Raw genomic sequence first — 21,016 nt, forward strand, 5'->3', positions numbered from 1 at the left:
AGGCCACCTCACTTGCCGACGCAGAAGCGCGAAAATATTTCATCCAATACATCATCTCCCACCGTTTTCCCCGTGATCTCCCCGAGTTTTTCCAAAGAAGAGCGCAGATCGATGGAGATGAAATCCAGCCCCAGTCCCTGATCCATCGTGGAAATTGCAGCGCTAAGATGATCTGCCGCCGCTTCCAAAAGATTCTTCGTGCGCAGGTCGGCAACGAACGAGCCTTCTCCCGACCTTTCCTCACCGTCATAAACCTTTTCCAAAATGGCGGCCGTCAAAGGAGAAAGCCCTTCTTCCTCCTTCGTCGTGATTTCAATCAGAGGAAGATGTACCAAGTTTTGCAGCCGTTCGATATCAAGAACGCGCGGCAGATCGCTTTTCGTCACGACGATGAGCGCATCCTTTCCCTCAAGCAAGGCGAGGATCTCCTCATCCTCCGCCTCCAGAGGCCGAGAACCGTCAAAGAGGGCGAGCACGAGCGCGGCGCTTTTCACATAAGCACGCGCCTTATCCACGCCGATGCGCTCGACGGCATCCTCCGTCGCCCGTATACCTGCCGTGTCGATGATTCGCAAAGGCACGCCGCCAATATCGGCATACTCCTCAATGGTATCACGCGTCGTTCCCGGGACGTCGGTGACAATAGCGCGATCTTCGCGCAGCAGGGCATTCAAGAGGCTCGACTTTCCCACATTCGGTCTTCCGACAATCGCCGTTTCCAAGCCGTCGCGCAGGATGCGTCCCGTATGTGCCGTCTGCAGGATGCGGCGCAGCGACGCATAGAGAGCCGACACCTTTTCCCGCGCCTCTTCTACGACAATTTCATCGACGCCCTCCTCAGGAAAATCAATGACAGCTTCCAAATGAGCAAGAAGAGCCAAAATATCTTCACGCATCGAGCGTATACGCTCCGAGAAATGACCGGCCAGATGCCCAACCGCCATTTCCAGCCCCTTTTCCGTCTTCGCCTGCACCACGTCCATGACGGCCTGCGCCTCGGCAAGATCGAGCCTGCCGTTCAAGAAGGCTCGTTTTGTGAACTCGCCTCGTTCCGCAGCCCGCGCTCCGTGACGATACGTCAATGCCAGAACCTCGCGCAGGGAAACAGATCCGCCGTGGCATTGCAATTCCACAACGTCTTCCTTCGTATAAGAATGGGGCGCACGCATGACGAGGCAAAGAGCCTCATCGACGAGGCGGCCATCCTCTCGCACGATTGTACCGTAGAGAAGATCTCTCGCACCTGCGTCGGCGAGCTTCCTGCCGCCCGCAGCACAAAACATGCGCGAGGCCGTCTCTATGGCAGAAGCACCAGAAAGGCGCACGATGCCGACGCCGCCTTCCCCGGCCGCTGTCGCAATGGCGCTGATCGTATCTGCCTGCTGCAATTCGTTCCCCCCTGCAAGGAAAGAAAAAGGCTGTCGCTCGCTGCAACAGCCCGATTTCAATCCAATCAATAATCCTCTTCACGCATAGAACCGTCCATACGCGAAACGCGATGCTTCGGCTCAATGACGACCTTGCGAAAAGGCTCATCGCCCGCGCTGTAAGTCAAAACGCGATGATTCTCCTGCAGTGCAAGGTGAATGATCTTGCGCTCATGGCGGTTCATCGGCTCCAAGACGACGCGCTGGTTCGTGCGGCAGCAGCGCTCCGCCAAGCGCGCCGCCAGACGGTAAAGCGTCTCCTCGCGGCGCTCGCGGTAATCTTCAATATCGAGGATGATGCGCACGCGCTCCTCCGTCAATCCCTGGTTGGCCGCAAGATTGACGAGATATTGCAAAGCATCGAGCGTCTGCCCGTGCTTGCCGATGAGTATGCCGAGATTGTGTCCTGAGAGATTCAGCTCGATCGAATGAGGCCGATCCTTTCTCTCGATGGCAACTTCAAGATCCATCGTTCGAAAAATCTGCTGCAGGAAATCCTCCGCCTTTTTGATCGGCACTGCAGCATCTGCAGGACTCAAGAAATTGCGAACCTTCTCCTCACGAAAGCGCCCGGTAGCCGAATCGGATGCGTAGGAACGTCTGCCCGAAGAGAAACGCTCGCGGCGTGGCTCTGAATAAGAACGATTCTCCCTCGGGGGAGAGTAGGAAAAGCCGCGATCTACAATGGTTTCCCGCCTGCCCGGCGTCGTATCATGGGAGACGATGGGCGCACTTTCGGACGCCTCCTTCGTCAAAACAGGCGCCTCTTCCTTCTCCTCCGCACGCTCTTCTTCCCGTTCCTCACGGCGCTCCTCAAGAGCTTCTTCCTGCTCTTCTTTTTGCGGCAAAGACTCCTGCGGCTGCGGCAAAGGCTCTTCCTTCGCCGTCACGCGCACTTTCGCCGCACGCTTTCCAATCAAGCCAAAGAAGCCGTTCGACGGTTCTTCAATGACCTCCACCGTGCAGCGATCTTTCGGGAGACGCAGGGCGAAGAGTGCAGCTTCAATCGCTTCTTCCACCGTCTTTCCGGTTCTTTCCACGAAATCCGCCATATCAGGCAACTCCTTTCTTTCCCATGCCGTCCTCGTTTCGGTACATCCACCACTGCTGCACGATCTGCACGAGATTCATCGTCACCCAATAGAGAACAAGTCCCGAAGCGAAATTCAAGCTGATCCAGCCGATGAAGATCGGCATGACGATCATCATGATCTTCATCTGTTGATTTGTTTCCGTCGAAGTCTGTTTCTGCACGAACCACGTCGAAAGTGCGGAAAGCACTGGCAATATATAGTGTGGATCGGGCTCAGAAAGAGACGCGAGCCACAGAAAGGACGGCGTCCCCGAATACGCGTAACCCTGCAGCGCATAAAACATGCCCATGAGAATCGGCATCTGTATGAGGAGCGGCAGGCATCCCGCGAGAGGATTCACGCCGGCTTCTTTATACAGCTCGCCGATCTTCTGCTGCATCATCTGCGGATTGTCTTTATACTTTTCCTGCAGTTTCTTCATCTTCGGCTGCAGTTCCTGCATGCCCTTCATCGAGCGAACCTGCTTGACCGTCAGAGGATAAAGGCATACCTTGATGAGGATCGTCAGCAAAATAATGGCAATCCCGTAATTTTCAAAACCGAAAAGACCTGTAAACGCATACAGATTCTCCAACATAAACTGAATCACCGCAATGACGGGATGAAACAGCGACGATAAAAACTCCAAATCACCACATCCTAATTTTCCTATGGTACAGGGTCGTAGCCACCCTTATGAAAAGGATGGCAGCGCAGAATCCTCTTGATGGCAAGGAAACTGCCCTTTGCCGCCCCATATTTTTCAACAGCAATCATTGCATACTCCGAGCATGTCGGAATATAGCGGCACGAAGGCGGCTTCAAAGGAGAAAGAAAACCGCGATAAAAGCGAATGAGCAGCAGAATCACGACTTTCATCTGCCGCGCCTTCTCTCTCTTTTAGAAACCTCTTTGTCTCCTGCCATGATTCCGGCTTTCCTTCCCAAAGCGAGGAAAGCTTTTTCCAAGTCCTGGCATTTGATGTCGAGAGCCGCCTTCCTGCCCACGAGCAGGAGGGAAAAACCCTCCTCGATTTCAACCTGATGCAGACGATAAGACTCGCGGAGCAATCTCTTGACCCGATTGCGCTTCACGGCATTGCCGAGCTTCTTGCCTGCGGCAAAACCGACTTTTCCTTGGAGTCCATGCGAACGAAAGACATAAAGCACGAGAAATCTGTTTGAATACGATTTTCCGCGGGAATAAACAGCCTGAAAATCCTTCCTCTTTTTCAAGATGCGGCTTCTAGGCAGACCCAACATGCAAGAACCCTTTCATTAAAAATCAAAATGCTTTGTCATTTCATGAAAAAAGGTCACCGGAGTGACCTAGCGAGTGCTTACGCAGACAATTTCTTTCTGCCCTTTGCGCGCCTTCTCTTCAGGACGAGACGGCCGCCTTTCGTCTTCATACGCTCGCGGAAACCATGCGTCTTCTTGCGCCAATGGTTATTCGGCTGATACGTCATCTTCATTCAGATCCACCTCCCAAAAGAATTCTATAAATCGTCGATACATCGAGCGATTCATTCAGTCAAAATGCAAAAGAGCACAAAATGCCCCTACTATCGCTTTTAACTACGCTAAATTATAGCCCAGAGACAATCGAGTGTCAAGGATTTTCCATGGTTTGCGCGGAGAAGCCGTGCATTTTCCTGTCCTTCTTGTGGATAAACGAGCCTTTCCTCTTTTTAGGAACGAATTGCCTGTTGATAACTCTTTTGCAGTCTGCTAAGATATTCATAGCCGACTGACCATTTATACACAGAGATATGCACATTATCCACAGGCAGAGGAGATATTTCCACAAGAGTTTTTATCCATTTCCTTCATTATATAAAGGGAAATATTTTTTCCGCCTGATTGCACGTCGTTCCTGCCATTTCCCCTGCGTGCGCCTTTCCTCGTTTTTTTACATCTTATCCACAGTATGTGAATAAAGATGTGGATAAGATGCACGTAAATTATACACATGTGCATGAAATTTGTTGACAAGAAAGGACAGATCCATGGAACAATCCGAACTGCAGGCAATTTGGGAGCAAATCCTGCAGAAAGTTCTCGAACAGCGCTCATTGACGGAACTTGCTCTCAACGACTGGCTGCGCCCAGTAAAGCCGCTTTCCCTTTCCGACACCACCCTCGTACTCGGCGCACCGACATCGCTCGCCAGAGAATGGATTGTAAAACGTTACATCCCTTTTCTGGAAGACGCCGTACTCGATATTGCAAAGAAAAAACTCAAGATCGAAATAAAAAACCTCAACATCGAACCTGCCCCAAATTCTCCTCCTGTTCAGGAAACGCTTCTGACGGAAACAGACACGAATCCATCCTCGCAGGAAGTCAAGGATGCGAAAAAAATTCCCGTTCCGTCACAAAATACAGAGCAAAAAAAAGAAGACGTCAGCCGCGCCTATGAAACGCCAGGCATGATTGCTCCCGGCGACGCCTCGTCCTTGAACTCGCACTACACCTTCGACACCTTCGTCACGGGCAATTCCAACCGATTCGCCCATGCGGCTGCGCTCGCCGTCGCCGAATCGCCGGGCAGAGTATACAATCCCTTCTTCATGTACGGCGGCGTAGGACTCGGCAAAACGCATCTCATGCACGCCATCGGACACAAGATCCTCGAAAAATTTCCCCAGATGCGCGTCCTCTACATTTCGAGCGAAAAGTTCACGAATGAACTCATCAACTCCATCCGAGACGGCAATCCCGAATCCTTCCGCCAAAAATACCGCAATATCGACGTCCTGCTCGTCGACGACATCCAATTCCTCTCGAAGAAGGAGCACACGCAGGAAGAATTCTTCCATACGTTCAACACACTGCACGACGCCAACAAACACATCATCCTGTCGAGTGACCGCCATCCGCGAGAGATTCAGACGCTTGAAGATCGTCTGCGCTCACGCTTTGAATGGGGTCTCATCACGGACATCCAGGCGCCCGATCTCGAAACGCGCATAGCGATTCTCCGAAAGAAAGCCGCACTTGAGCACCTCGACGTGCCGAACGATGTGATGTTCTCCATCGCCAACCGCATCGACAACAACATCCGAGAGCTGGAAGGCGCATTGACGAGGGTCGTCGCCTACGCCTCACTGACACAGCAGCCCGTTACGACGACCCTCGTCAACGAATCTCTCGCCAATATCTTCCCGGATGAAAAGACGCGCGAAGTGACCATGGAACTCATCCAGGAAGTCGTCGCTTCCTACTTCAAGCTGCGCCTCGATGACCTGCACGGAAAAAAACGAACGAGAAACCTCGCCATGCCGCGCCAGATCGCCATGTACTTGTGCCGCGAGCTGACGGGCAACTCCCTGCCACAAATCGGCAATTCCTTCGGCGGACGCGACCACACGACGGTCATCCATGCCTGCGAAAAGATCGGCAAAGAGCGAAAAGAGGACAGCAAACTTGACCGCACGATCGAGCAGCTAATGCAGCGCATCGAAAGCCTCTGAATCATTCCCTTCCCCATCCGTGCATAACCCTGTGGAAAAGCACCGTGAGATCCTGTGTCTAATATGTGCACAATTCCTATTTTCGTTTTCCTCTGTGGAAATGTGGATATTCCAGTACACCTTATCAACATCTTTCCCACAAGGCTTCTCCATTGGTATCAAAAGCAGCAGAAGCCTTTTCCACATTTCCACAGCCCCTACTACTATTACGGCTATGCTTTTTTATATTCTTGTACTATAAGTCAATAAGGTGCATCCCATAAAACGACTCATCAAAAAGGAGAATCCCATGAAATTTACCTGCCATAAGAATGAACTCGCCCAAGCGATTCAACTCGTTTCCAAAGCCATTGCCAACAAACCTCAGACACCGATTCTCTCAGGCATATATATGGAGGCCACAAACAATCAAGTGGAACTTCATGCCACAGACAATGAAATGGGCATCATCAGCATCATCCCTTCCGAAGTGGAACAGGAGGGAAAACTTGTCCTATCGGGACGCTACATGCAGGAGGTCATTCGACGCCTGCCTGGAGAAACCGTCACAATCTCCCAAGAAATCGACGAAAACATCAGCAAGATCCAATCGGCTGCTTCCAACTTCACACTTCTTTCCATGCCGGCCAATGACTTTCCGACGGTAAAGCGTCTGGAAGACGGCATCCGTTTCAAAATTCAGGACAACGTGCTTCGAGATATCATCAAGAAGACGGTCTTCGCCTGCTCGACAGATGAAGCGCGTCCTGTCTTTACCGGCTGCCAGATGGAAATCAACGGAGAAACTCTGAAGATGGCGGCGACGAACACGCATCGTCTCTCTGTAAAAAAAGAAGTGATTGCAAACCTTTCGGGCGATCTTCATATCATCATTCCCGCAAAAATACTCAATGAGCTTTTGCGCGCCTTGAATTCCGACATGCCCATCGAGGTTGACGTCTGCTGCTCATCGAACCAAGCGAGCTTCCAGTTCGAGAACGTCGTATTGATGTCCCGTCTGATCGAAGGGCAATTCCCAAATTATGACAGCGTCATACCGAAAAACTTCGCTACGACGGTAACGCTCGACACGGAAGACTTCCTTGCCGCTGTCGACCGCGTATCCTTGATCTCGCGCTCCGCCGACTACAATATCATTCGCCTGGAATTTGGCGGAAATCAAGTTCATATCTCGTCGAACAGCCCTGATATAGGAAAGGCCGATGAAATCGTCGCTGCTTCCATCGATGGCCCTGATGTCAATATCGCCTTCAATGCGAAATATGTCACTGACGTTTTGAAGAACATCAATAGCAAAAACTTTCGTTTTCTCTTGAATCAAAGCCTGCAGGCGGCAGCTGTGCGCGAGGAGGACAATCCTACTTTCGTTTACATCGTTACGCCTGTGCGCACGCAGAATTGATGTGCGATGAAAGCAAAGAGCCTCCGTCTGAAATGTTTTCGCAACTATGAAGAGCTTGACCTCAGTCTGTCTCCCAATATCAACGTCTTTCTTGGCGAAAACGCGCAGGGAAAGACGAATATTGCGGAGGCTCTTTACTATGCGGCGATCGGTCGTTCGCATCGAACGAATGCAGATGCCGATCTCATCGCTTGGGATGCTCCTGCAGCGAAAATTGAGCTTCTTTTTGAGCGTCTTGACGTGGAAAATACGCTGGAATTTCAATTTCAACGCGGCAGACGCCGTTCCATCCGCAAGAATGGCGAGCCGATCAAAACGAAGGAGCTTTTCGGCGTATTCAATGCCGTCCTCTTCTCCCCCGAGGATCTCTTTCTGATCAAGGGGGCGCCCGCTGAGAGAAGACGCTTCCTCGACGGGGAAATCTCCCAGGCAAGCCCCGCCTACGGCCATGAACTGATGCAGTATACGCGGATTCTCACGCAAAGGAACAGCCTGTTGAAGAAGATTCGGGAGCGCCGTGCGGGAAAGGAAATGCTTTCCCTCTGGGATGAGCAGCTTGCCAAAAGTGCCGCGCATATCGTCGAGAAGCGTTTTCTCGCCGTCAAAAAGCTCAACATGCTGGCAAACCTCATGCAAAGGCGTATTTCTGCAGGGAAAGAGAATCTTTCCCTTTCATATGAGCTTTGCGGTGCAGAGGAAGAGCCGCCTTGCGTGACAGAGGAGCTTGTTCCATGGTATAATAAGAAGTTGGAGGAGTCCTTGGATCTTGACATTCTGCGCGGCTCGACGAGCGTCGGCCCGCAGAGGGATGATATCCGGCTTGAAGTGAACGGCGTCAACCTTCGCTCTTTCGGTTCGCAGGGGCAGCAGCGCACGGGCGTCCTCGCCCTGAAGCTTTCTGAATTGGAGTTTCTTCGCTCAGAGACGGGAGAATATCCAGTGCTTCTGCTCGATGACGTCATGAGCGAGCTGGATGGCACGCGCAGGGAGAAACTCCTGGACTTCATCGGCAGAGAGCATATACAGACCTTGCTCACGGCGACGGATGCCGCATATTTGCCGGAAAAATTTATGGGAAATATCTTCCATGTGCGAGCAGGAAAGATATTTTTTTGATATTGTATAGAATATATTTCCATATAGTATCAGAAAAAATCCTTACTTTTGGGAAAGGCAGACCATGAAACGCTCCTATCGCCGCAATCCCGGCATGGAAAAAATCAATCAGGTGATACCAAAAAGCATCCATGCGCTGGGCAAGAAGATCGAGCGCACCTATCAGGAGCGCTTCGTCCTCGCGCGTTGGCCGGAAATCGTCGGCAAAGGCATCGCCGCGCACGTCCAGCCGATTGGCATAGAAGGCGAAAAGCTCCTGCTCCATGCCTCTGTGCCCGCCTGGCGCAACGAGATCACGCTCATGCAGATGACAATACTCGCGCGCTTCAATACCTTCGCAGGTTTCGAGATGGTGAAGGAACTCGCCTTTTCCTGGAAAAAAGACGACGTCGCCTTCTTTCAGGCTTCGGGGCGTGTGCAGGCAGAAGAAGCCGACGAGCAGGAAGCATACCGAAAGGCTCTGCAGGAGATGACATTGACCGAGGAGGAGCAGGAGGCATGCGAAAGAAGCGTTTCTCTCGTCAGCGAGGAACGTCTGCGAAGGAAACTTCGGCATATATCTCAGCGGCGAAAGAAGCGTGAGAAAGCGCTGCGTGCGCTCGGTGAGAAGCCTTGCCCTCAATGCGGCAAGTTGTTTTCCGGCGAAGGCGTGTGTCCTTCCTGCACCTGCAGGGAGCGGCGCGAAAGACGACGCTCGATCCGCCGCCATTTGCTCGATCTTCCGTGGGCGCGCTATGCAGATATCAAAGATCATCTTCGTTGCACGCCCGCCATGGTCGCTTCCGAGCGTACGCGTCTCGTGCAGGAGCTCGCCCGCCGCATCGAATTCGGCGATTGGGAGAGTCTGGAGGCGAAGACGCTCGTCATGCTCTACCGCTCGCTGCGGCCAGAGCAGCTCACGGAAGACATCGTGCGCCGCACGCTTTACGATCTTCGCCGCGAGATGGCAGAAGGAACGGTGTTCCGTCCCTTCCCCAAGCGTTCGGAGGTCATGAAAAAGACGGCAAAAAGGGGAGCGAAGAGCGGGGAGGGATTCCATGTATCTGCACCTAGGCGATGACAGCTTGGTTGCCGTTTCCAGCATATTGGCGATTCTTGACATAGAGATATATCGAGAGGCGTCCGGAAATTCTCTCTGGAAGAAGGATATTGCGAAGAGTGCCGCGATGAGAAAAGAGCCGCGTTCCGTCATCGTTACGGATGAAGGGCTTTATTTCTCGGTGATTTCCGCGCAGTCCTTGAAAAGGCGTATACAATCACCCGCTTATGGAGTGAACCTGCATGATTTTGCAGTGCAGGCATAGATGTTTTGAGGAATGATGGAGGGACAATATAGAGATGGAAAAAGAGAAGGATGCGCTCCAAAAAGCACTCGACCGCGCCGAGCAGGATGCGGCCGAGGAGAAGCTGCGCGAAGAGCAAGCGGCGAAGTTTGCCGAGGAAGTGCGCGACGATGACCTTGATTTGGAAAACGTCGAAATCCACAAGGATATGGACAGCGCTGACGTCACGGCGGTTGACGGCGACTACGGCGCCAATCAGATTCAGATTTTGGAAGGCCTGGAAGCCGTAAGAAAGCGCCCGGGCATGTACATCGGCAGCACGTCGGAGCGCGGCCTGCATCATCTCGTCTACGAGGTGGTCGACAACTCGATCGATGAGGCTCTGGCCGGCTATTGCGACCATATTGACGTGACGATCGAAAAGGACAACAGCATCACCGTTGTCGACAATGGGCGAGGCATCCCCGTTGACATGCACGAGAGCGGCAAGCCTGCGGTCGAGGTCGTCCTGACCGTCCTGCACGCGGGCGGCAAGTTCGGCGGCGAAGGATACAAGGTGTCGGGCGGTCTGCACGGTGTCGGCGTCTCCGTCGTCAATGCGCTCTCCACGTCGATGGACGTCGAAGTCAAGCGCGACGGCAAGATCCACAGCATACGTTTCGAGCAGGGCGTGACAGCCGCTCCTTTGACGGTCATTGGCGAGACGGAAAAGACGGGAACGAAGGTTCACTTCGTCCCCGACCCTGAGATCTTCACGGTGACACAGTACAGCTTTGACACCTTGAAGCATCGTCTGCGCGAGCTGGCTTTTCTGAATCAGGGCATCACGATCCGTCTCATGGACAAGCGCGGCGAGGGGCGCGAGGAGTCGTACTTCTATGAGGGCGGCATTCGCTCCTTCGTTGAGCATCTGAACCGCAAGAAGGAAGTCATTCATCCGACGCCGATCTACTTCAATGGTATCAAGGATGATACCGTTGTGGAAATCGCCATGCAGTACAACGACAGCTACATGGAGAATATCTACAGCTTTGTCAACAATATCAACACCGAGGAAGGCGGCACACATCTCGCGGGCTTCAAGATCGCTCTGACGCGCGCGGCGAACGACTTCGCGCGAAAGCAGGGGATATTGAAGGACAAGGACGGCAATCTCTCGGGTGAGGACGTCAGAGAAGGCTTGACCTGCGTCATCAGTCTCAAGATACATGAGCCGCAGTTCGAGGGGCAGACGAAGACGAAGCTCGGCAATTCCGAGGTGCGCGGCATTGTCGATTCCATCGTGACCGAGGGACTGACCGAGTATTTCGAGGAAAATCCCGCCATCACGAAGAAGGTCATCGAGAAGGCGATCATGGCGTCTCGCGCGAGGGAAGCCGCGCGAAAGGCGCGTGAGCTGACACGGCGCAAGAATGCGCTCGAAGTGTCGAGCCTGCCCGGAAAGCTCGCGGACTGCTCGATCAAAGATCCCGAGCAGGCGGAAATCTACCTCGTCGAGGGCGACAGCGCCGGCGGCTCGGCGAAGCAGGGACGTGACCGCCGCTTCCAGGCAATCCTGCCCTTGCGCGGCAAGATCCTGAACGTCGAGAAGGCGCGTCTTGACAAGATCTTCGCCAATGCCGAGATTCGCACGATGATCACGGCGTTCGGCACGGGCATCAGCGACGACTTTGACATCGCGAAGCGTCGCTACGGCAAGATCATCATCATGACCGATGCCGACGTCGACGGATCGCATATCCGCACGCTCCTTCTGACCTTCTTCTACCGCTACATGAAGCCGCTCATTGAGCGCGGCCACGTCTACATCGCGCAGCCGCCACTCTACCAGATTCGCAAGGGCAAGAAGCACTGGTACACCTACAGCGACGACGAGCTGGCGCAGAAGCTCAACGAAGTCGGCAGGGACAACGCGACCGTGCAGCGCTACAAGGGTCTCGGCGAGATGAATCCCGAGCAGCTTTGGGAAACGACGATGGATCCCGAAGGCAGGACGATGCTCCAAGTGCGCATGGAGGACGCTGAAGAAGCTGACGAGCTTTTCACGATCCTCATGGGCGACAAGGTGGAGCCGCGCCGCCAGTTCATCGAAGAGCACGCCAAGCATGTGAGAAATCTCGATATTTAAGAGTGTATAGAGAAAAAACGGAATCTATTCCTCTGAAATCATGATATAATGATGAAGAAGGAATAGATTCCGTTTTTTATTATCACAAGGAGAATATCATGAAACTGATCGAGCGTGCATCTTATATGGATTTCCTGCAGCGCAATCGTGAGCGTCCTATCATCAAGGTGGTATCGGGCGTGCGCCGCTGCGGTAAATCCACGTTGTTTTCCCTCTACCAGCATCATTTGCTGCAAGACGGCGTGACAGAAGAGCAGATTCATGTCATCAACTTCGAGAATCTGGAATTTGAAGACCTGCAGGAGTATCATGCTCTGTACCGCTATGTATGCGAAAGGCTCGTGCCAGGAAAGTGGAATTACGTCTTTCTCGATGAGATACAACATGTGCCGCAGTTTGAAAAGGCCGTGGACAGTCTTTTTATCAAGGAAAAAGTGGATATCTATATCACGGGATCGAACGCTTATTTCATGTCGAGCGATCTGGCAACCTTGCTTTCCGGCCGCTATGTGGAGCTTCGTATGCTTCCTTTGTCCTTTCGTGAATTCTGCAGCCGCGAGATGCTGCAAGAAAAATTCAGTCTGTGGGAGCTGTACGAAAAGTATACGAGAGGAAGTTCCTTTCCCTATGCCATGCAGCTTGACGGACGAGAGAAGGACATCAACGAGTACATGCAAGGCATATACAGCACGATTCTTTTGAAAGATATCGTGGCGCGTCTGCGCATTGCTGACGCCAAGATGCTCGAAAGCGTTACGAAGTATCTCTTCCTTCATGTAGGAAGCCTGCTTTCTCCCAAGAGGATAGCGGATTCCATGACGAGTGTGGGAAGAAAGATCGACGCCAAGACGGTGGAGCGATACTTGCAGGGCCTGCAGGACGGACTTCTCGTCTATCAGGCCGACCGCTTCAACCTTGTCGGCAAGGAAGTGCTGCGCATCAATTCAAAATACTATGTGGTCGACGCTGCCATGCGCTTTTTCCTCATCGGCAGGAAGGGGCAGGATACGGGGCATGTACTGGAAAATATCGTCTATTTGGAGCTTCTGCGGCGTGGTTATCGCGTCTACGTCGGTGCTCTGCCGAGCGGCGAAGTCGACTTCGTAGCGCAGAATGAAAAAGGTCATGTCTACATCCAAGTGGCAGAATCGACCCAGCAGCCGGAGGTCTTGGAACGTGAGCTGAAATCCTTGCGCTCGATCAAGGATAATTATCCCAAATATCTTCTGACCTTGGACGAAGTGAATGCGACGGCGGATTACGACGGCATAAAGAAGAGGAATGTCCTGCGCTGGTTATTGGAAGAGGACTGAAATAGGGCTGTTCCGACATCTCCACGACGTCGGAACAGCCCTATTTGCTGGATAACTCTTCCCTATATCTCGATCTTGTGCATATCTCTCGCCTGCTGCATCTTTCCCGCCAGGTCTTCGAGCGCGGTTCCTGAAGCAGCTTCGACGGCGGCGAGGACGACGCCCTCGACGAGCGGAGCGTCGATGAGCTTCAGGCGGCGGTCTGACATGGATTCGAGGACCATTTCCGCCGTCATGACGGCGCTTCCCATATCCATGAAGAGGGCGACGCCGTCGTCCGTATAGGACTTGTCGATGGCGGCGGCGATCTTCTCATAGCTTGTGCCGAGGCTGCCGTCCTCCGTGCCGCCGGCAGCGACGATCGTTACATCGCGTGCCATCATTTTGGCGACTTCGGCGACGCCTTCCGCAAGTTTTTTGCTGTGGGAAACAACGACGATGCTGAACATGATGCTCGCCCCCTTACATGGCGTCTGCCATGGCACGCAGCATGAAGGAGGAAGATACAGCGCCCGGATCTCTGTGGCCGAGACTGCGCTCGCCGAGGTAACTCGCGCGTCCCTTGGTGGCGACGAGATCCTTCGTGCGCTCCGCGCCCTTTTCGGCGGCGACGGCGGCGGCTTCCAAGGCTTCCTTGAGTGTCTTCTTCGCTTCTATGGCTTCACGCATGGCACGTTCGGCAGGGCAAAGGGCGTCGAGCATGGTCTTCTCCCCGATGGTCGATTTACCGCGCATCTTTATGCCCGCGACGGAGGCGGAAAATGCTGTGAGAAAGTCTTCGGCGGAAAGATCCATCTTTCCCTTGAGCGCATCGCCCGCCTTCATGAAAGCCGTGCCGTAGAGGGGGCCTGAAGCTCCGCCGACACTCGATACGATGGCCATGCCGATGCCCTTGAATATGGCGCCGCTGTCCTTTCCGATGAGCGAAGGAAGTTTTTCCATCACGGTTTTTGCGCCGCGCGCCATATTGATGCCGTGATCTCCATCGCCGATGGCGCTGTCGAGCTCGGTCAGGACATCCTTTTCCGCTTCGATTTTTTCGGAGATCGCTTTCATGATTTCCAGCAGCTTTTTCGTATCCATACATTGCCCCTTCATTCTTTGTTCCGTTTCAAAGAGTTGTTTCCAGTTTATTTTTTCCAGGCAAGCGTATCGGCTTTGGCGTCGTAGAGGCGCTTCATATCCTCGTCAAGACGCAGGAGCGTCAGGGAGAATCCCGCCATCTCAATGGCTGTCATATAGTTGCCGACCATCGTGTCGTATACCTTGACGCCCTTTTCCTTCAAGTAATCCTGCACGAAGTTGTTGATGATGTAAAGTTCCATCAAGGGGGTTGCACCCATGCCGTTGACGAGGACGACGACCTCCTTGCCGGAGTAGTCAAGGTCGGCAAGGATGGGATCAAGGAGTCTTTTCGCCGCTTCGTTGGCCGAGAGCATCTTCTCACGGCTCGTGCCCGGCTCACCATGGATGCCGATGCCGATCTCAACTTCGTCTTCTGCGAGCGTAAAGCCGTGCTTTCCGGCAGCGGGAACGGTGCACGGGGCGATCGCCATGCCCATCGAGCGGACGTTCTTGATGACATTTTCGGCACACGCTTTGACTTCGGTGAGGGAGGCGCCCTCTTCGGCACGCGCCCCTGCGATCTTATGGACAAAGATCGTCCCGGCGACGCCGCGCCTGCCTGTCGTATAGAGGCTGTCCTTGACGGCGACATCGTCGTTGACGATGACGTAGTCGGCGTTGACACCTTCATCCTTCGCCATGTCAATCGCCATTTCGAAGTTCAGAACATCGCCCGTATAATTCTTGACGATCGCGAGGACTCCCGCCTCGGTGGCGACGGCCTTGATTCCCTCATAAATCTGATCGGGCGTCGGCGAGGTGAATACAGATCCTGCCACGGCGCAGTCGAGCATGCCATTGCCGACGTAGCCGCCATGCGCCGGCTCATGACCGCTGCCGCCGCCGGAGACGAGCGCGACCTTGCCTTCCTTTTTCGGTGTGCGCACGATGATGTTTCCTTCGTCGAGCTTCCGGAGCTTTTTCGGTGCTGCCTTGGCGAGGCCTTCGATCATCTCGCGCTCGACATCGTCCACCTTGTTGATGAGCTTTTTCATCCATGTACCGCCTTTCTCTCTTGTCATTCTATATTGCAAAGCCGATATGGTTCGTATCGATCATCTTTGAAATGCACTGCAATCAAGCGAAGCAAAGCCGTCAAGCAAGCTTCTGACCTTTTCGGCGATGATGCGAACACCGTCCTTTTTGCGGCTCTCGATGTTCAGCGGCATGTTCGGGTCGTGCAGCGACATGCGCAGGAGCGCCCAGCCGTCGGGGAATACGAGCCGCACGCCTTCGTAGGACGGTTCGGCCATCTTGATACCGTTCTCCTTGGCGCGTCGGGCGACGGATTCAAGCACATCTGCCGCATAACTGCGGGCATCTTCGACTCCTACGATCTTCAAGCGATATTCGCGCGCTTCCAACGGGTGCGCGAGCTTTTCAATGAGCGAGTGAAGCGTGCGCCCATCTCTCTTCGCTTTGGCCGCTGCGATGAGGAGTTTCACGGCGAGGTACGCGCCGTCGTCGAGATAGTAGTTCTCGGAAAGTGCGCCATGCCCCGAGGTCTCGATGGCAAGCGGTGATACCGTTCCTTCTTCGTTGAGGCGCATACATTCGTTGATGACGTTCTTGTAGCCGCGTTTGAAGCGATGGTGACGGAGGTGAAGCTCGTTTTCCAGAAAGTCGGTCAGTTCGTCGGAAGTGATCGAATCCGTGACGATCGTTGACTTTGGATAGTCGGGCGCTAGGATGGCCGCCATCATGGCGATGAGCGCATTGCGGTTGATTTCCTCGCCCGTGGGCAGGACGGCGCTCATGCGGTCGACATCGGTATCAAAGATCAGGCCGAGATCAGCATGGTTTTCGAGGACGGCTTCCTTGATGGCGGCCATCGCTTCGCGGTTCTCGGGGTTCGGGATATGGTTCGGGAACATGCCGTCCGGCTCTAAGTAGCGGCTGCCCGTAGTGTCTGCTCCCAGCGGGGCGAGCACCTTCGTGGCAAAGAAGCCGCCGCTGCCGTTGCCGGCGTCGACTGCGATGCGCATGCCGGCAAGAGGTTTCTCCTCGGGCGCGGCAGAAAGCCCCTCGCAAATCTTCTTCTGCAGATGGTTGGCATAGACGGAGATGAGGTCAAACTTCTCGGCTTCTTTTTCGTCTCCTTGAACCAGGGGATTCTTCGAGGCATAGGAAAGAACCTTCTTGATGTCACTCGCTTCGAGTCCGCCTTTCTCCGTGAAGAATTTCATGCCGTTTCGGTTGTAGGGCAGATGGCTCGCCGTGATCATGATGGAGCCGTCGGCCCTTGTCTCATCGAAGAGGATGGACATGAACATCGCGGGCGTGGAAGAAAGGCCGCAGTCGAGCGCTCGGACGCCGCGGGAAAGAAGAGCGGCGAGTATGGCACGCTTCAAGCAGGGAGCGGAAATGCGCGAGTCGTGTCCGACGGCGATCGTCATTTCCTGCGCTTTCCTGCCGATCTTCTCTTCAAGGAAATCTACGAAGCCGTTCGCGATGCGGCCTGCGGCCTCTTCCGTCAGATTGACGGGCTCGTCGGCGACGCCGGATACGGCAACGCCGCGCACGTCGCTGCCGTTCTGCAATTTCATCCATTGTTTTTCCGCAATCATGGCAATCCCCCCATGGTGCATTCCATTTTCTTCAGGGTATATTATACCATATTTTTGGAATAATTTGCGTTTTTTATTCTGTCATTTATCATTCGTACCAAAAAATTCTTCTTCGGCCGCTATGCAAAGAGCATGATAAATCGGCAGATGAAGTTCCTGTATGCGGTATGTTTCCTTGTCGGGAACGGCGAGGAGAATGTCGGTCAGAGCGCGCAGCTTGCCGCCGCCCATGCCCGTCAGAGAGATGACGGAGATGCCGAAAGCGCGTGCGACCTGCGCGGCATAGAGAACATTCTGCGAATTGCCTGACGTGCTGATGGCGAGAAGGACGTCGCCTTTCCTGCCAAGACCGAATACCTGCTGGGCGAAGACGAGGTCGGGCGCCTGGTCGTTGGCAAACGCCGTACCGAGGGCAATTTGGTTGACGAGGGAAAGAGCGGGCAGGGCTTCCTGCAGGTTCTCGATGAGGTACGCTGCATCTTCGGGGCAGGCGTCCATGAGCTTCTGCCTCTTGTCCTCGCCTAAGCGGCGCGGCAGAAGGAAGCCCTTCATCAGCTCTCCCGTGATGTGCTCGGCGTCGGCTGCGCTGCCGCCGTTGCCGCAGATGAGCAGTTTGCCGCCTTTTCTGTAGCAGTTGACAATCGTTTCGACAGCGGCTTTCAGCGGTTCTTCCATGGGAGCGAGCACAGGATAGCGCTCAATCAGATGGTCGATCGTGGCGAGTGTCGTTTCTTTGGCCATGTTTAGACCCCTTCTCTATGCGTTTTTCTTCTTGTGGAAATGCTTCCAGCCGATTCGTGCAAGGAAAACGACGGCGACGAGCAGGGCGATTCTCCAAGCGGCCTTGAAAATATTGTCGCTCACGCTTTCTGTCGCGTCTGCCGCCTTGTCCTCACTGTCGTCTCGTGCCGCCTCCTGATAGCGCTTCGTCGGCGTAGGGCAAGACGCTGCGTGTGCGACGGAGACCGTGGAAATACATGCTGTGTTTGCGCCCGCAACAAAGATAGGAGCCATGCCGCCGGCAAAAGCTCCCATCATGAGTGCAGCAATGATTTTTTTTCGGGAAGGAATAAAATTCATGATTCTCTCTTCTTTTCTAGAGGAGCGCTGAAATATCAATGCGCATCCCTTGCATAAGCAAAAACCGCAAAAGACAGACTTCAAGAGAGCCTCAAGGCTTGAATTTTTCCTGGTCGAGCACCTTTTGCAGGGTACGAACCAGAAAAAGATGCGTCTCATAGTCGAGATCGTTCGCATCATAGAGCATGCGCTTCTTGAGGGCGTCGATCTGCTTTTGCAGTTTTTGCCGCGTCTCATCCGTCAGACTCATGCGTTGTGTCCGTTTTCTTCCAACATCATCTGTTGTTGGGCACGACTATCCCAGCCCTCTTCCTGCAGCTTTTCGGGCGCAGGGGAGAGCCTGTCGAGGATTTCCTGAGTCTCCGGATCCATCTCATCAAAATCCGCTTTATTCATTTTGACCAGCCACCTTTATACTTCATATTCTACTCGTGAAACCCCAAGAGGTCAAGCCCAAAGGGCACAGGCTGATTGGCTAGGTTTTTGTAAGGACGCAGGTACAATCGGATATGAAGGAAGCGCTGATAAAATGAGGTCGCCCAGATTTGCACAGATGCGCTGTATCTATCGAGGAGACAAACCGCAGGCGTAGCGGTGCTACGTCGAGGATTTGTCGACGACGAGAGGACAGCGCAGATGTGTGAAGATGGGCGGCTGAATTTATCAGTGATTCCTGAACAGCGGTTGACGGCTTCTGCCTGTCTATGCTACAATCAAAGAACGCAATGGGCGTTTTCTATGCTGCTCTTTTGAGAAGCCTTTTCCAGTTCGGAGCGCGGCGCCTTGGTCTTGCGCAATGGAGTCTCGTGAACCCCGTCAGGTCCGGAAGGAAGCAGCGGTAAGCGAACCGCTTCATGTGCCGCGAGGGCGCCTGGGAGTCGCGCCCCGAAGTGGAAAAGGAGTATTTGCTGCTGTGCGGAGTTTCGGCTTGGTGCGGCAGCTTTTTTCTATGGATTCGTTTGCAGTTTTCTATGCGTTCAAGGAGGGAAGATATGGCGTACATCGCGCTCTACCGCCAATGGCGGCCGGGGAGCTTCAAGGATCTCGTGGGGCAGACGATCGTATCGAGGACGCTTTCCCATGCGATTTCCTCAGGACGCATCGCTCATGCCTATCTCTTTTCCGGCCCGCGCGGCACGGGCAAGACGAGCACGGCGAAGATCCTCGCGAAGTCGCTGAATTGTGAGAAGGGGCCGACGCCCGAGCCTTGCGGCGTCTGCAAAAATTGCACGAAGATCGCGGACGGCACGGCGCTCGACGTCTTTGAGATCGACGCGGCGTCAAACCGCGGCATCGACGAGATGCGGGACTTGCGCGAGAAGGTGAAATTCACGCCCGCCGAAGGGCGCTACAAGGTCTACATCATCGACGAAGTGCACATGTTGACGACGGAGGCATTCAATGCGCTTTTGAAGACGCTCGAAGAGCCGCCGGCACATGTCGTCTTCATCCTCGCGACGACAGAGCCGCACAAGGTGCCGGCAACGATCCAGTCGCGCTGCCAGCGCTTCGACTTTCGGCGCATTACGGTCGAGGAGATCGAAGCGAGGCTCGCCTATGTGGCGCAGGAGATGAAGATCCCGTGCGAGAAGGAAGCGCTTCGCCTCATCGCGCGGCAGGCGGACGGCGGCATGAGGGATGCGCTGTCGCTGCTTGACCAGTGCGCGAGCCTGGACGGCGATACATTGACGGCGGCATGCGTCGAGGAGAACCTCGGCCTCATCGGGCATGAGCCGATCTATCGCCTGACGAAGGCGATCGGCGAGCGCGCGAAGGGCGAGGTCTTGGAAACGATCGCAGAGCTTCTCGCGCTCGGCAAAGATCCGATGCAGCTCTTGGCGGAATTGACGCTTCATCTGCGCAGTCTCATGATCTACGAGGCGGCGGGCGCTCTTGCAGCGCTCAATCTCGCGGATGACACCGGAGCTGCGCTCGAAGAGCAGAAGGCGCTTTTCACGCAGGCGCAGATCATGGCGATGATCGCGCGTCTGCACGAGGCGATGGCGGAGCTTCGCTGGACGCCGCAGCCGCGCATCACGCTTGAGGTCGCGCTGCTTTCGCTCTGCCGTGAGAATGTGGAAGATAGTGCAGAAGGTGCACCAGTGCCAACCCCCGCCGCAGCGTCCTCCCCCGCCGAAGCGGCGCGCATCGCCCGCCTTGAGGCGGAGCTTGCCGCCCTCAAGGCGCAGCTTTCGGCGCAGCCTGCGAGAGCAGCCGCGCCTGCAGCATCTCCTCTTCCAACCGCGAGAAGACGGGCGGCAAGTCGCACGAACGAAGCGGCTTCTTCCGGCACGCCGGCACGCAATAGCGCACCGCTTGCCTCTTCCGCTCCTGCCGCACAGGCCACGCCGAATCCCGAGGGAGAGAAGATCTACGCCGAACTTCTCTCCCGCCTGCAGGAGAAGCAGCGCATCTCCGTGCTCGCGTGCCTCAAGGGCGCCTCTTTCGCCGGAAACGGCGCGGGCACGTTTCGCCTGCATTTTTCAAGTCCTTTGCTCGCGCGGCGCACAATGCGCGACGACTACCGAAAGATCATCGAAGAATTGCTCGCCGAGATCTCAGGCACACCGCTTGCAATCTCGTGCGAAGCGCAAGCTGTGCCGCCTGCCGCGCCGCCTCCTGCGCCGAAGAAAAAGCCGCCGTTGGCGGCGCTCGACGAGATCGAGCCGCGAGGGCTTTCACCGAAGCCGCTGGAGATCGACGAGAACGAGCTTTCGCCCGAAGAGCGAAGTCGTCTGCAAAATGCCGTTTCGCTCCTCGGCGGACATCTCGTCGACCTGCCCGAAGAGCAGCGCATCGCGGCCCTCGCCGCGAGCGGCAAGGCAGTCGCCAAGTCCGTGGCCGAGACGGCAGAAGGCAAGGACGCGCCGCCGCTCGATGACGCGCCGGTGTTTGATGACATTTCGCTGCCCGATGATGCGCCGGTGCCTGATGACGTGCCGCCGCCGGATGATGGCGATGCGCCGCCATCTGAGGAAAACAGTTGACCTAAGAGCCGCTTTGCGGCTATAATCGAAGGAAAAGCGC

22 protein-coding genes and 1 other RNA gene are annotated in these 21,016 nt (G+C 54.7%); 9 read left to right on the plus strand and 14 right to left on the minus strand.

What is annotated here, in order from left to right; genetic code table 11:
• Nucleotides 1-8: 8 nt before the first annotated feature.
• The 6 genes from mnmE to rpmH all read right to left on the minus strand — a co-directional run bounded on the left by mnmE (nt 9) and on the right by rpmH (nt 3,974).
• Entirely contained in the window at nt 9-1,388 is a 1,380-nt protein-coding gene (mnmE, locus tag QZ177_RS05235) for a tRNA uridine-5-carboxymethylaminomethyl(34) synthesis GTPase MnmE (protein ID WP_294175793.1), read from the minus strand.
• A gap of 65 nt (nt 1,389-1,453) precedes the next feature.
• A complete protein-coding gene (jag, locus tag QZ177_RS05240) occupies nt 1,454-2,479 on the minus strand; it encodes an RNA-binding cell elongation regulator Jag/EloR (RefSeq protein WP_294175795.1) in 1,026 nt (341 codons plus the stop codon).
• A gap of 1 nt (nt 2,480) precedes the next feature.
• Nucleotides 2,481-3,149 carry a YidC/Oxa1 family membrane protein insertase gene (locus QZ177_RS05245; RefSeq protein ID WP_264917879.1) on the minus strand — a complete coding sequence of 223 codons (669 nt, stop codon included), beginning with the start codon at nt 3,147-3,149 and terminating at the stop codon, nt 2,481-2,483.
• Between the two features lie 20 nt (nt 3,150-3,169).
• A complete protein-coding gene (yidD, locus tag QZ177_RS05250; protein WP_009645307.1) occupies nt 3,170-3,379 on the minus strand; it encodes a membrane protein insertion efficiency factor YidD in 210 nt (69 codons plus the stop codon).
• Nucleotides 3,376-3,762 carry a ribonuclease P protein component gene (gene rnpA / locus QZ177_RS05255; RefSeq protein WP_009645415.1) on the minus strand — a complete coding sequence of 129 codons (387 nt, stop codon included), beginning with the start codon at nt 3,760-3,762 and terminating at the stop codon, nt 3,376-3,378. Before rnpA ends, yidD begins: the two co-directional genes overlap by 4 nt.
• A 77-nt stretch (nt 3,763-3,839) precedes the next feature.
• On the minus strand, nt 3,840-3,974 hold the full coding sequence (gene rpmH / locus QZ177_RS05260; RefSeq protein ID WP_006192627.1) for a 50S ribosomal protein L34: 135 nt from the start codon (nt 3,972-3,974) through the stop codon (nt 3,840-3,842).
• Between the two features lie 534 nt (nt 3,975-4,508).
• On the opposite strand from rpmH, the gene dnaA reads away from it, so the two are divergent.
• From dnaA to QZ177_RS05295, 7 genes are all read left to right on the plus strand, one after another.
• Nucleotides 4,509-5,975 carry a chromosomal replication initiator protein DnaA gene (gene dnaA, locus QZ177_RS05265; protein ID WP_294175799.1) on the plus strand — a complete coding sequence of 489 codons (1,467 nt, stop codon included), beginning with the start codon at nt 4,509-4,511 and terminating at the stop codon, nt 5,973-5,975.
• A gap of 289 nt (nt 5,976-6,264) precedes the next feature.
• A complete protein-coding gene (dnaN, locus tag QZ177_RS05270) occupies nt 6,265-7,377 on the plus strand; it encodes a DNA polymerase III subunit beta (RefSeq protein WP_009645285.1) in 1,113 nt (370 codons plus the stop codon).
• 6 nt (nt 7,378-7,383) lie between these two features.
• Nucleotides 7,384-8,493 (plus strand): DNA replication/repair protein RecF, encoded by a 1,110-nt coding sequence (gene recF / locus QZ177_RS05275; protein WP_265070627.1) that lies wholly within the window; start codon nt 7,384-7,386, stop codon nt 8,491-8,493.
• A 64-nt stretch (nt 8,494-8,557) separates the two neighbouring features.
• Nucleotides 8,558-9,553 (plus strand): DciA family protein, encoded by a 996-nt coding sequence (locus tag QZ177_RS05280; RefSeq protein ID WP_294175807.1) that lies wholly within the window; start codon nt 8,558-8,560, stop codon nt 9,551-9,553.
• On the plus strand, nt 9,531-9,797 hold the full coding sequence (gene remB / locus QZ177_RS05285) for an extracellular matrix regulator RemB (RefSeq protein ID WP_009645271.1): 267 nt from the start codon (nt 9,531-9,533) through the stop codon (nt 9,795-9,797). The genes QZ177_RS05280 and remB overlap by 23 nt, the downstream gene beginning before the upstream one ends.
• Nucleotides 9,798-9,984: 187 nt before the next feature.
• On the plus strand, nt 9,985-11,904 hold the full coding sequence (gene gyrB / locus QZ177_RS05290; protein ID WP_232208171.1) for a DNA topoisomerase (ATP-hydrolyzing) subunit B: 1,920 nt from the start codon (nt 9,985-9,987) through the stop codon (nt 11,902-11,904).
• Between the two features lie 98 nt (nt 11,905-12,002).
• Nucleotides 12,003-13,217 carry an ATP-binding protein gene (locus QZ177_RS05295; protein WP_294175809.1) on the plus strand — a complete coding sequence of 405 codons (1,215 nt, stop codon included), beginning with the start codon at nt 12,003-12,005 and terminating at the stop codon, nt 13,215-13,217.
• 62 nt (nt 13,218-13,279) lie between these two features.
• On the opposite strand, the gene dhaM is transcribed toward QZ177_RS05295, so the two are convergent.
• The 8 genes from dhaM to QZ177_RS05335 form a co-directional block, all read right to left on the minus strand.
• Nucleotides 13,280-13,666: a dihydroxyacetone kinase phosphoryl donor subunit DhaM gene (gene dhaM, locus QZ177_RS05300; RefSeq protein ID WP_294175813.1), complete on the minus strand. Its 387-nt coding sequence runs from the start codon at nt 13,664-13,666 to the stop codon at nt 13,280-13,282.
• A 13-nt stretch (nt 13,667-13,679) separates the two neighbouring features.
• A complete protein-coding gene (gene dhaL, locus QZ177_RS05305) occupies nt 13,680-14,300 on the minus strand; it encodes a dihydroxyacetone kinase subunit DhaL (RefSeq protein ID WP_009645315.1) in 621 nt (206 codons plus the stop codon).
• 47 nt (nt 14,301-14,347) lie between these two features.
• Entirely contained in the window at nt 14,348-15,337 is a 990-nt protein-coding gene (gene dhaK / locus QZ177_RS05310; protein ID WP_294175815.1) for a dihydroxyacetone kinase subunit DhaK, read from the minus strand.
• A gap of 60 nt (nt 15,338-15,397) precedes the next feature.
• A complete protein-coding gene (locus tag QZ177_RS05315; RefSeq protein ID WP_294175817.1) occupies nt 15,398-16,909 on the minus strand; it encodes a phosphomannomutase/phosphoglucomutase in 1,512 nt (503 codons plus the stop codon).
• An 81-nt stretch (nt 16,910-16,990) separates the two neighbouring features.
• Nucleotides 16,991-17,650: an SIS domain-containing protein gene (locus tag QZ177_RS05320; RefSeq protein WP_294175819.1), complete on the minus strand. Its 660-nt coding sequence runs from the start codon at nt 17,648-17,650 to the stop codon at nt 16,991-16,993.
• A 15-nt stretch (nt 17,651-17,665) separates the two neighbouring features.
• On the minus strand, nt 17,666-17,989 hold the full coding sequence (locus tag QZ177_RS05325; RefSeq protein WP_294175821.1) for a hypothetical protein: 324 nt from the start codon (nt 17,987-17,989) through the stop codon (nt 17,666-17,668).
• Nucleotides 17,990-18,080: 91 nt separating this feature from the next.
• Nucleotides 18,081-18,239 carry an aminoglycoside phosphotransferase gene (locus QZ177_RS05330; RefSeq protein WP_265070636.1) on the minus strand — a complete coding sequence of 53 codons (159 nt, stop codon included), beginning with the start codon at nt 18,237-18,239 and terminating at the stop codon, nt 18,081-18,083.
• A complete protein-coding gene (locus tag QZ177_RS05335) occupies nt 18,236-18,385 on the minus strand; it encodes a hypothetical protein (RefSeq protein ID WP_009645340.1) in 150 nt (49 codons plus the stop codon). Before QZ177_RS05335 ends, QZ177_RS05330 begins: the two co-directional genes overlap by 4 nt.
• Nucleotides 18,386-18,691: 306 nt before the next feature.
• On the opposite strand from QZ177_RS05335, the gene ffs reads away from it, so the two are divergent.
• An RNA gene (gene ffs / locus QZ177_RS05340) (signal recognition particle sRNA large type) lies at nt 18,692-18,896 on the plus strand.
• An 85-nt stretch (nt 18,897-18,981) separates the two neighbouring features.
• Entirely contained in the window at nt 18,982-20,976 is a 1,995-nt protein-coding gene (dnaX, locus tag QZ177_RS05345) for a DNA polymerase III subunit gamma/tau (protein ID WP_294175827.1), read from the plus strand.
• Nucleotides 20,977-21,016: the final 40 nt, after the last annotated feature.

The sequence above is a fragment of the uncultured Selenomonas sp. genome (genome assembly GCA_905372355.1).
Taxonomy (GTDB): domain Bacteria; phylum Bacillota; class Negativicutes; order Selenomonadales; family Selenomonadaceae; genus Selenomonas.

Coding starts and splice junctions, on each gene's coding strand:
- dhaM (WP_294175813.1), bottom strand. CDS start 13,666: ATGTTCAGCATCGTCGTTGTTTCCCACAGCAAAAAACTTGCGGAAGGC.
- QZ177_RS05295 (WP_294175809.1), top strand. CDS start 12,003: ATGAAACTGATCGAGCGTGCATCTTATATGGATTTCCTGCAGCGCAAT.
- dnaX (WP_294175827.1), top strand. CDS start 18,982: ATGGCGTACATCGCGCTCTACCGCCAATGGCGGCCGGGGAGCTTCAAG.
- dnaA (WP_294175799.1), top strand. CDS start 4,509: ATGGAACAATCCGAACTGCAGGCAATTTGGGAGCAAATCCTGCAGAAA.
- dnaN (WP_009645285.1), top strand. CDS start 6,265: ATGAAATTTACCTGCCATAAGAATGAACTCGCCCAAGCGATTCAACTC.
- rpmH (WP_006192627.1), bottom strand. CDS start 3,974: ATGAAGATGACGTATCAGCCGAATAACCATTGGCGCAAGAAGACGCAT.
- QZ177_RS05325 (WP_294175821.1), bottom strand. CDS start 17,989: ATGAATTTTATTCCTTCCCGAAAAAAAATCATTGCTGCACTCATGATG.
- dhaL (WP_009645315.1), bottom strand. CDS start 14,300: ATGGATACGAAAAAGCTGCTGGAAATCATGAAAGCGATCTCCGAAAAA.
- remB (WP_009645271.1), top strand. CDS start 9,531: ATGTATCTGCACCTAGGCGATGACAGCTTGGTTGCCGTTTCCAGCATA.
- QZ177_RS05280 (WP_294175807.1), top strand. CDS start 8,558: ATGAAACGCTCCTATCGCCGCAATCCCGGCATGGAAAAAATCAATCAG.
- QZ177_RS05315 (WP_294175817.1), bottom strand. CDS start 16,909: ATGATTGCGGAAAAACAATGGATGAAATTGCAGAACGGCAGCGACGTG.
- gyrB (WP_232208171.1), top strand. CDS start 9,985: ATGGACAGCGCTGACGTCACGGCGGTTGACGGCGACTACGGCGCCAAT.
- rnpA (WP_009645415.1), bottom strand. CDS start 3,762: ATGTTGGGTCTGCCTAGAAGCCGCATCTTGAAAAAGAGGAAGGATTTT.
- yidD (WP_009645307.1), bottom strand. CDS start 3,379: ATGAAAGTCGTGATTCTGCTGCTCATTCGCTTTTATCGCGGTTTTCTT.
- QZ177_RS05320 (WP_294175819.1), bottom strand. CDS start 17,650: ATGGCCAAAGAAACGACACTCGCCACGATCGACCATCTGATTGAGCGC.
- recF (WP_265070627.1), top strand. CDS start 7,384: ATGAAAGCAAAGAGCCTCCGTCTGAAATGTTTTCGCAACTATGAAGAG.
- jag (WP_294175795.1), bottom strand. CDS start 2,479: ATGGCGGATTTCGTGGAAAGAACCGGAAAGACGGTGGAAGAAGCGATT.
- QZ177_RS05330 (WP_265070636.1), bottom strand. CDS start 18,239: ATGAGTCTGACGGATGAGACGCGGCAAAAACTGCAAAAGCAGATCGAC.
- QZ177_RS05335 (WP_009645340.1), bottom strand. CDS start 18,385: ATGAATAAAGCGGATTTTGATGAGATGGATCCGGAGACTCAGGAAATC.
- dhaK (WP_294175815.1), bottom strand. CDS start 15,337: ATGAAAAAGCTCATCAACAAGGTGGACGATGTCGAGCGCGAGATGATC.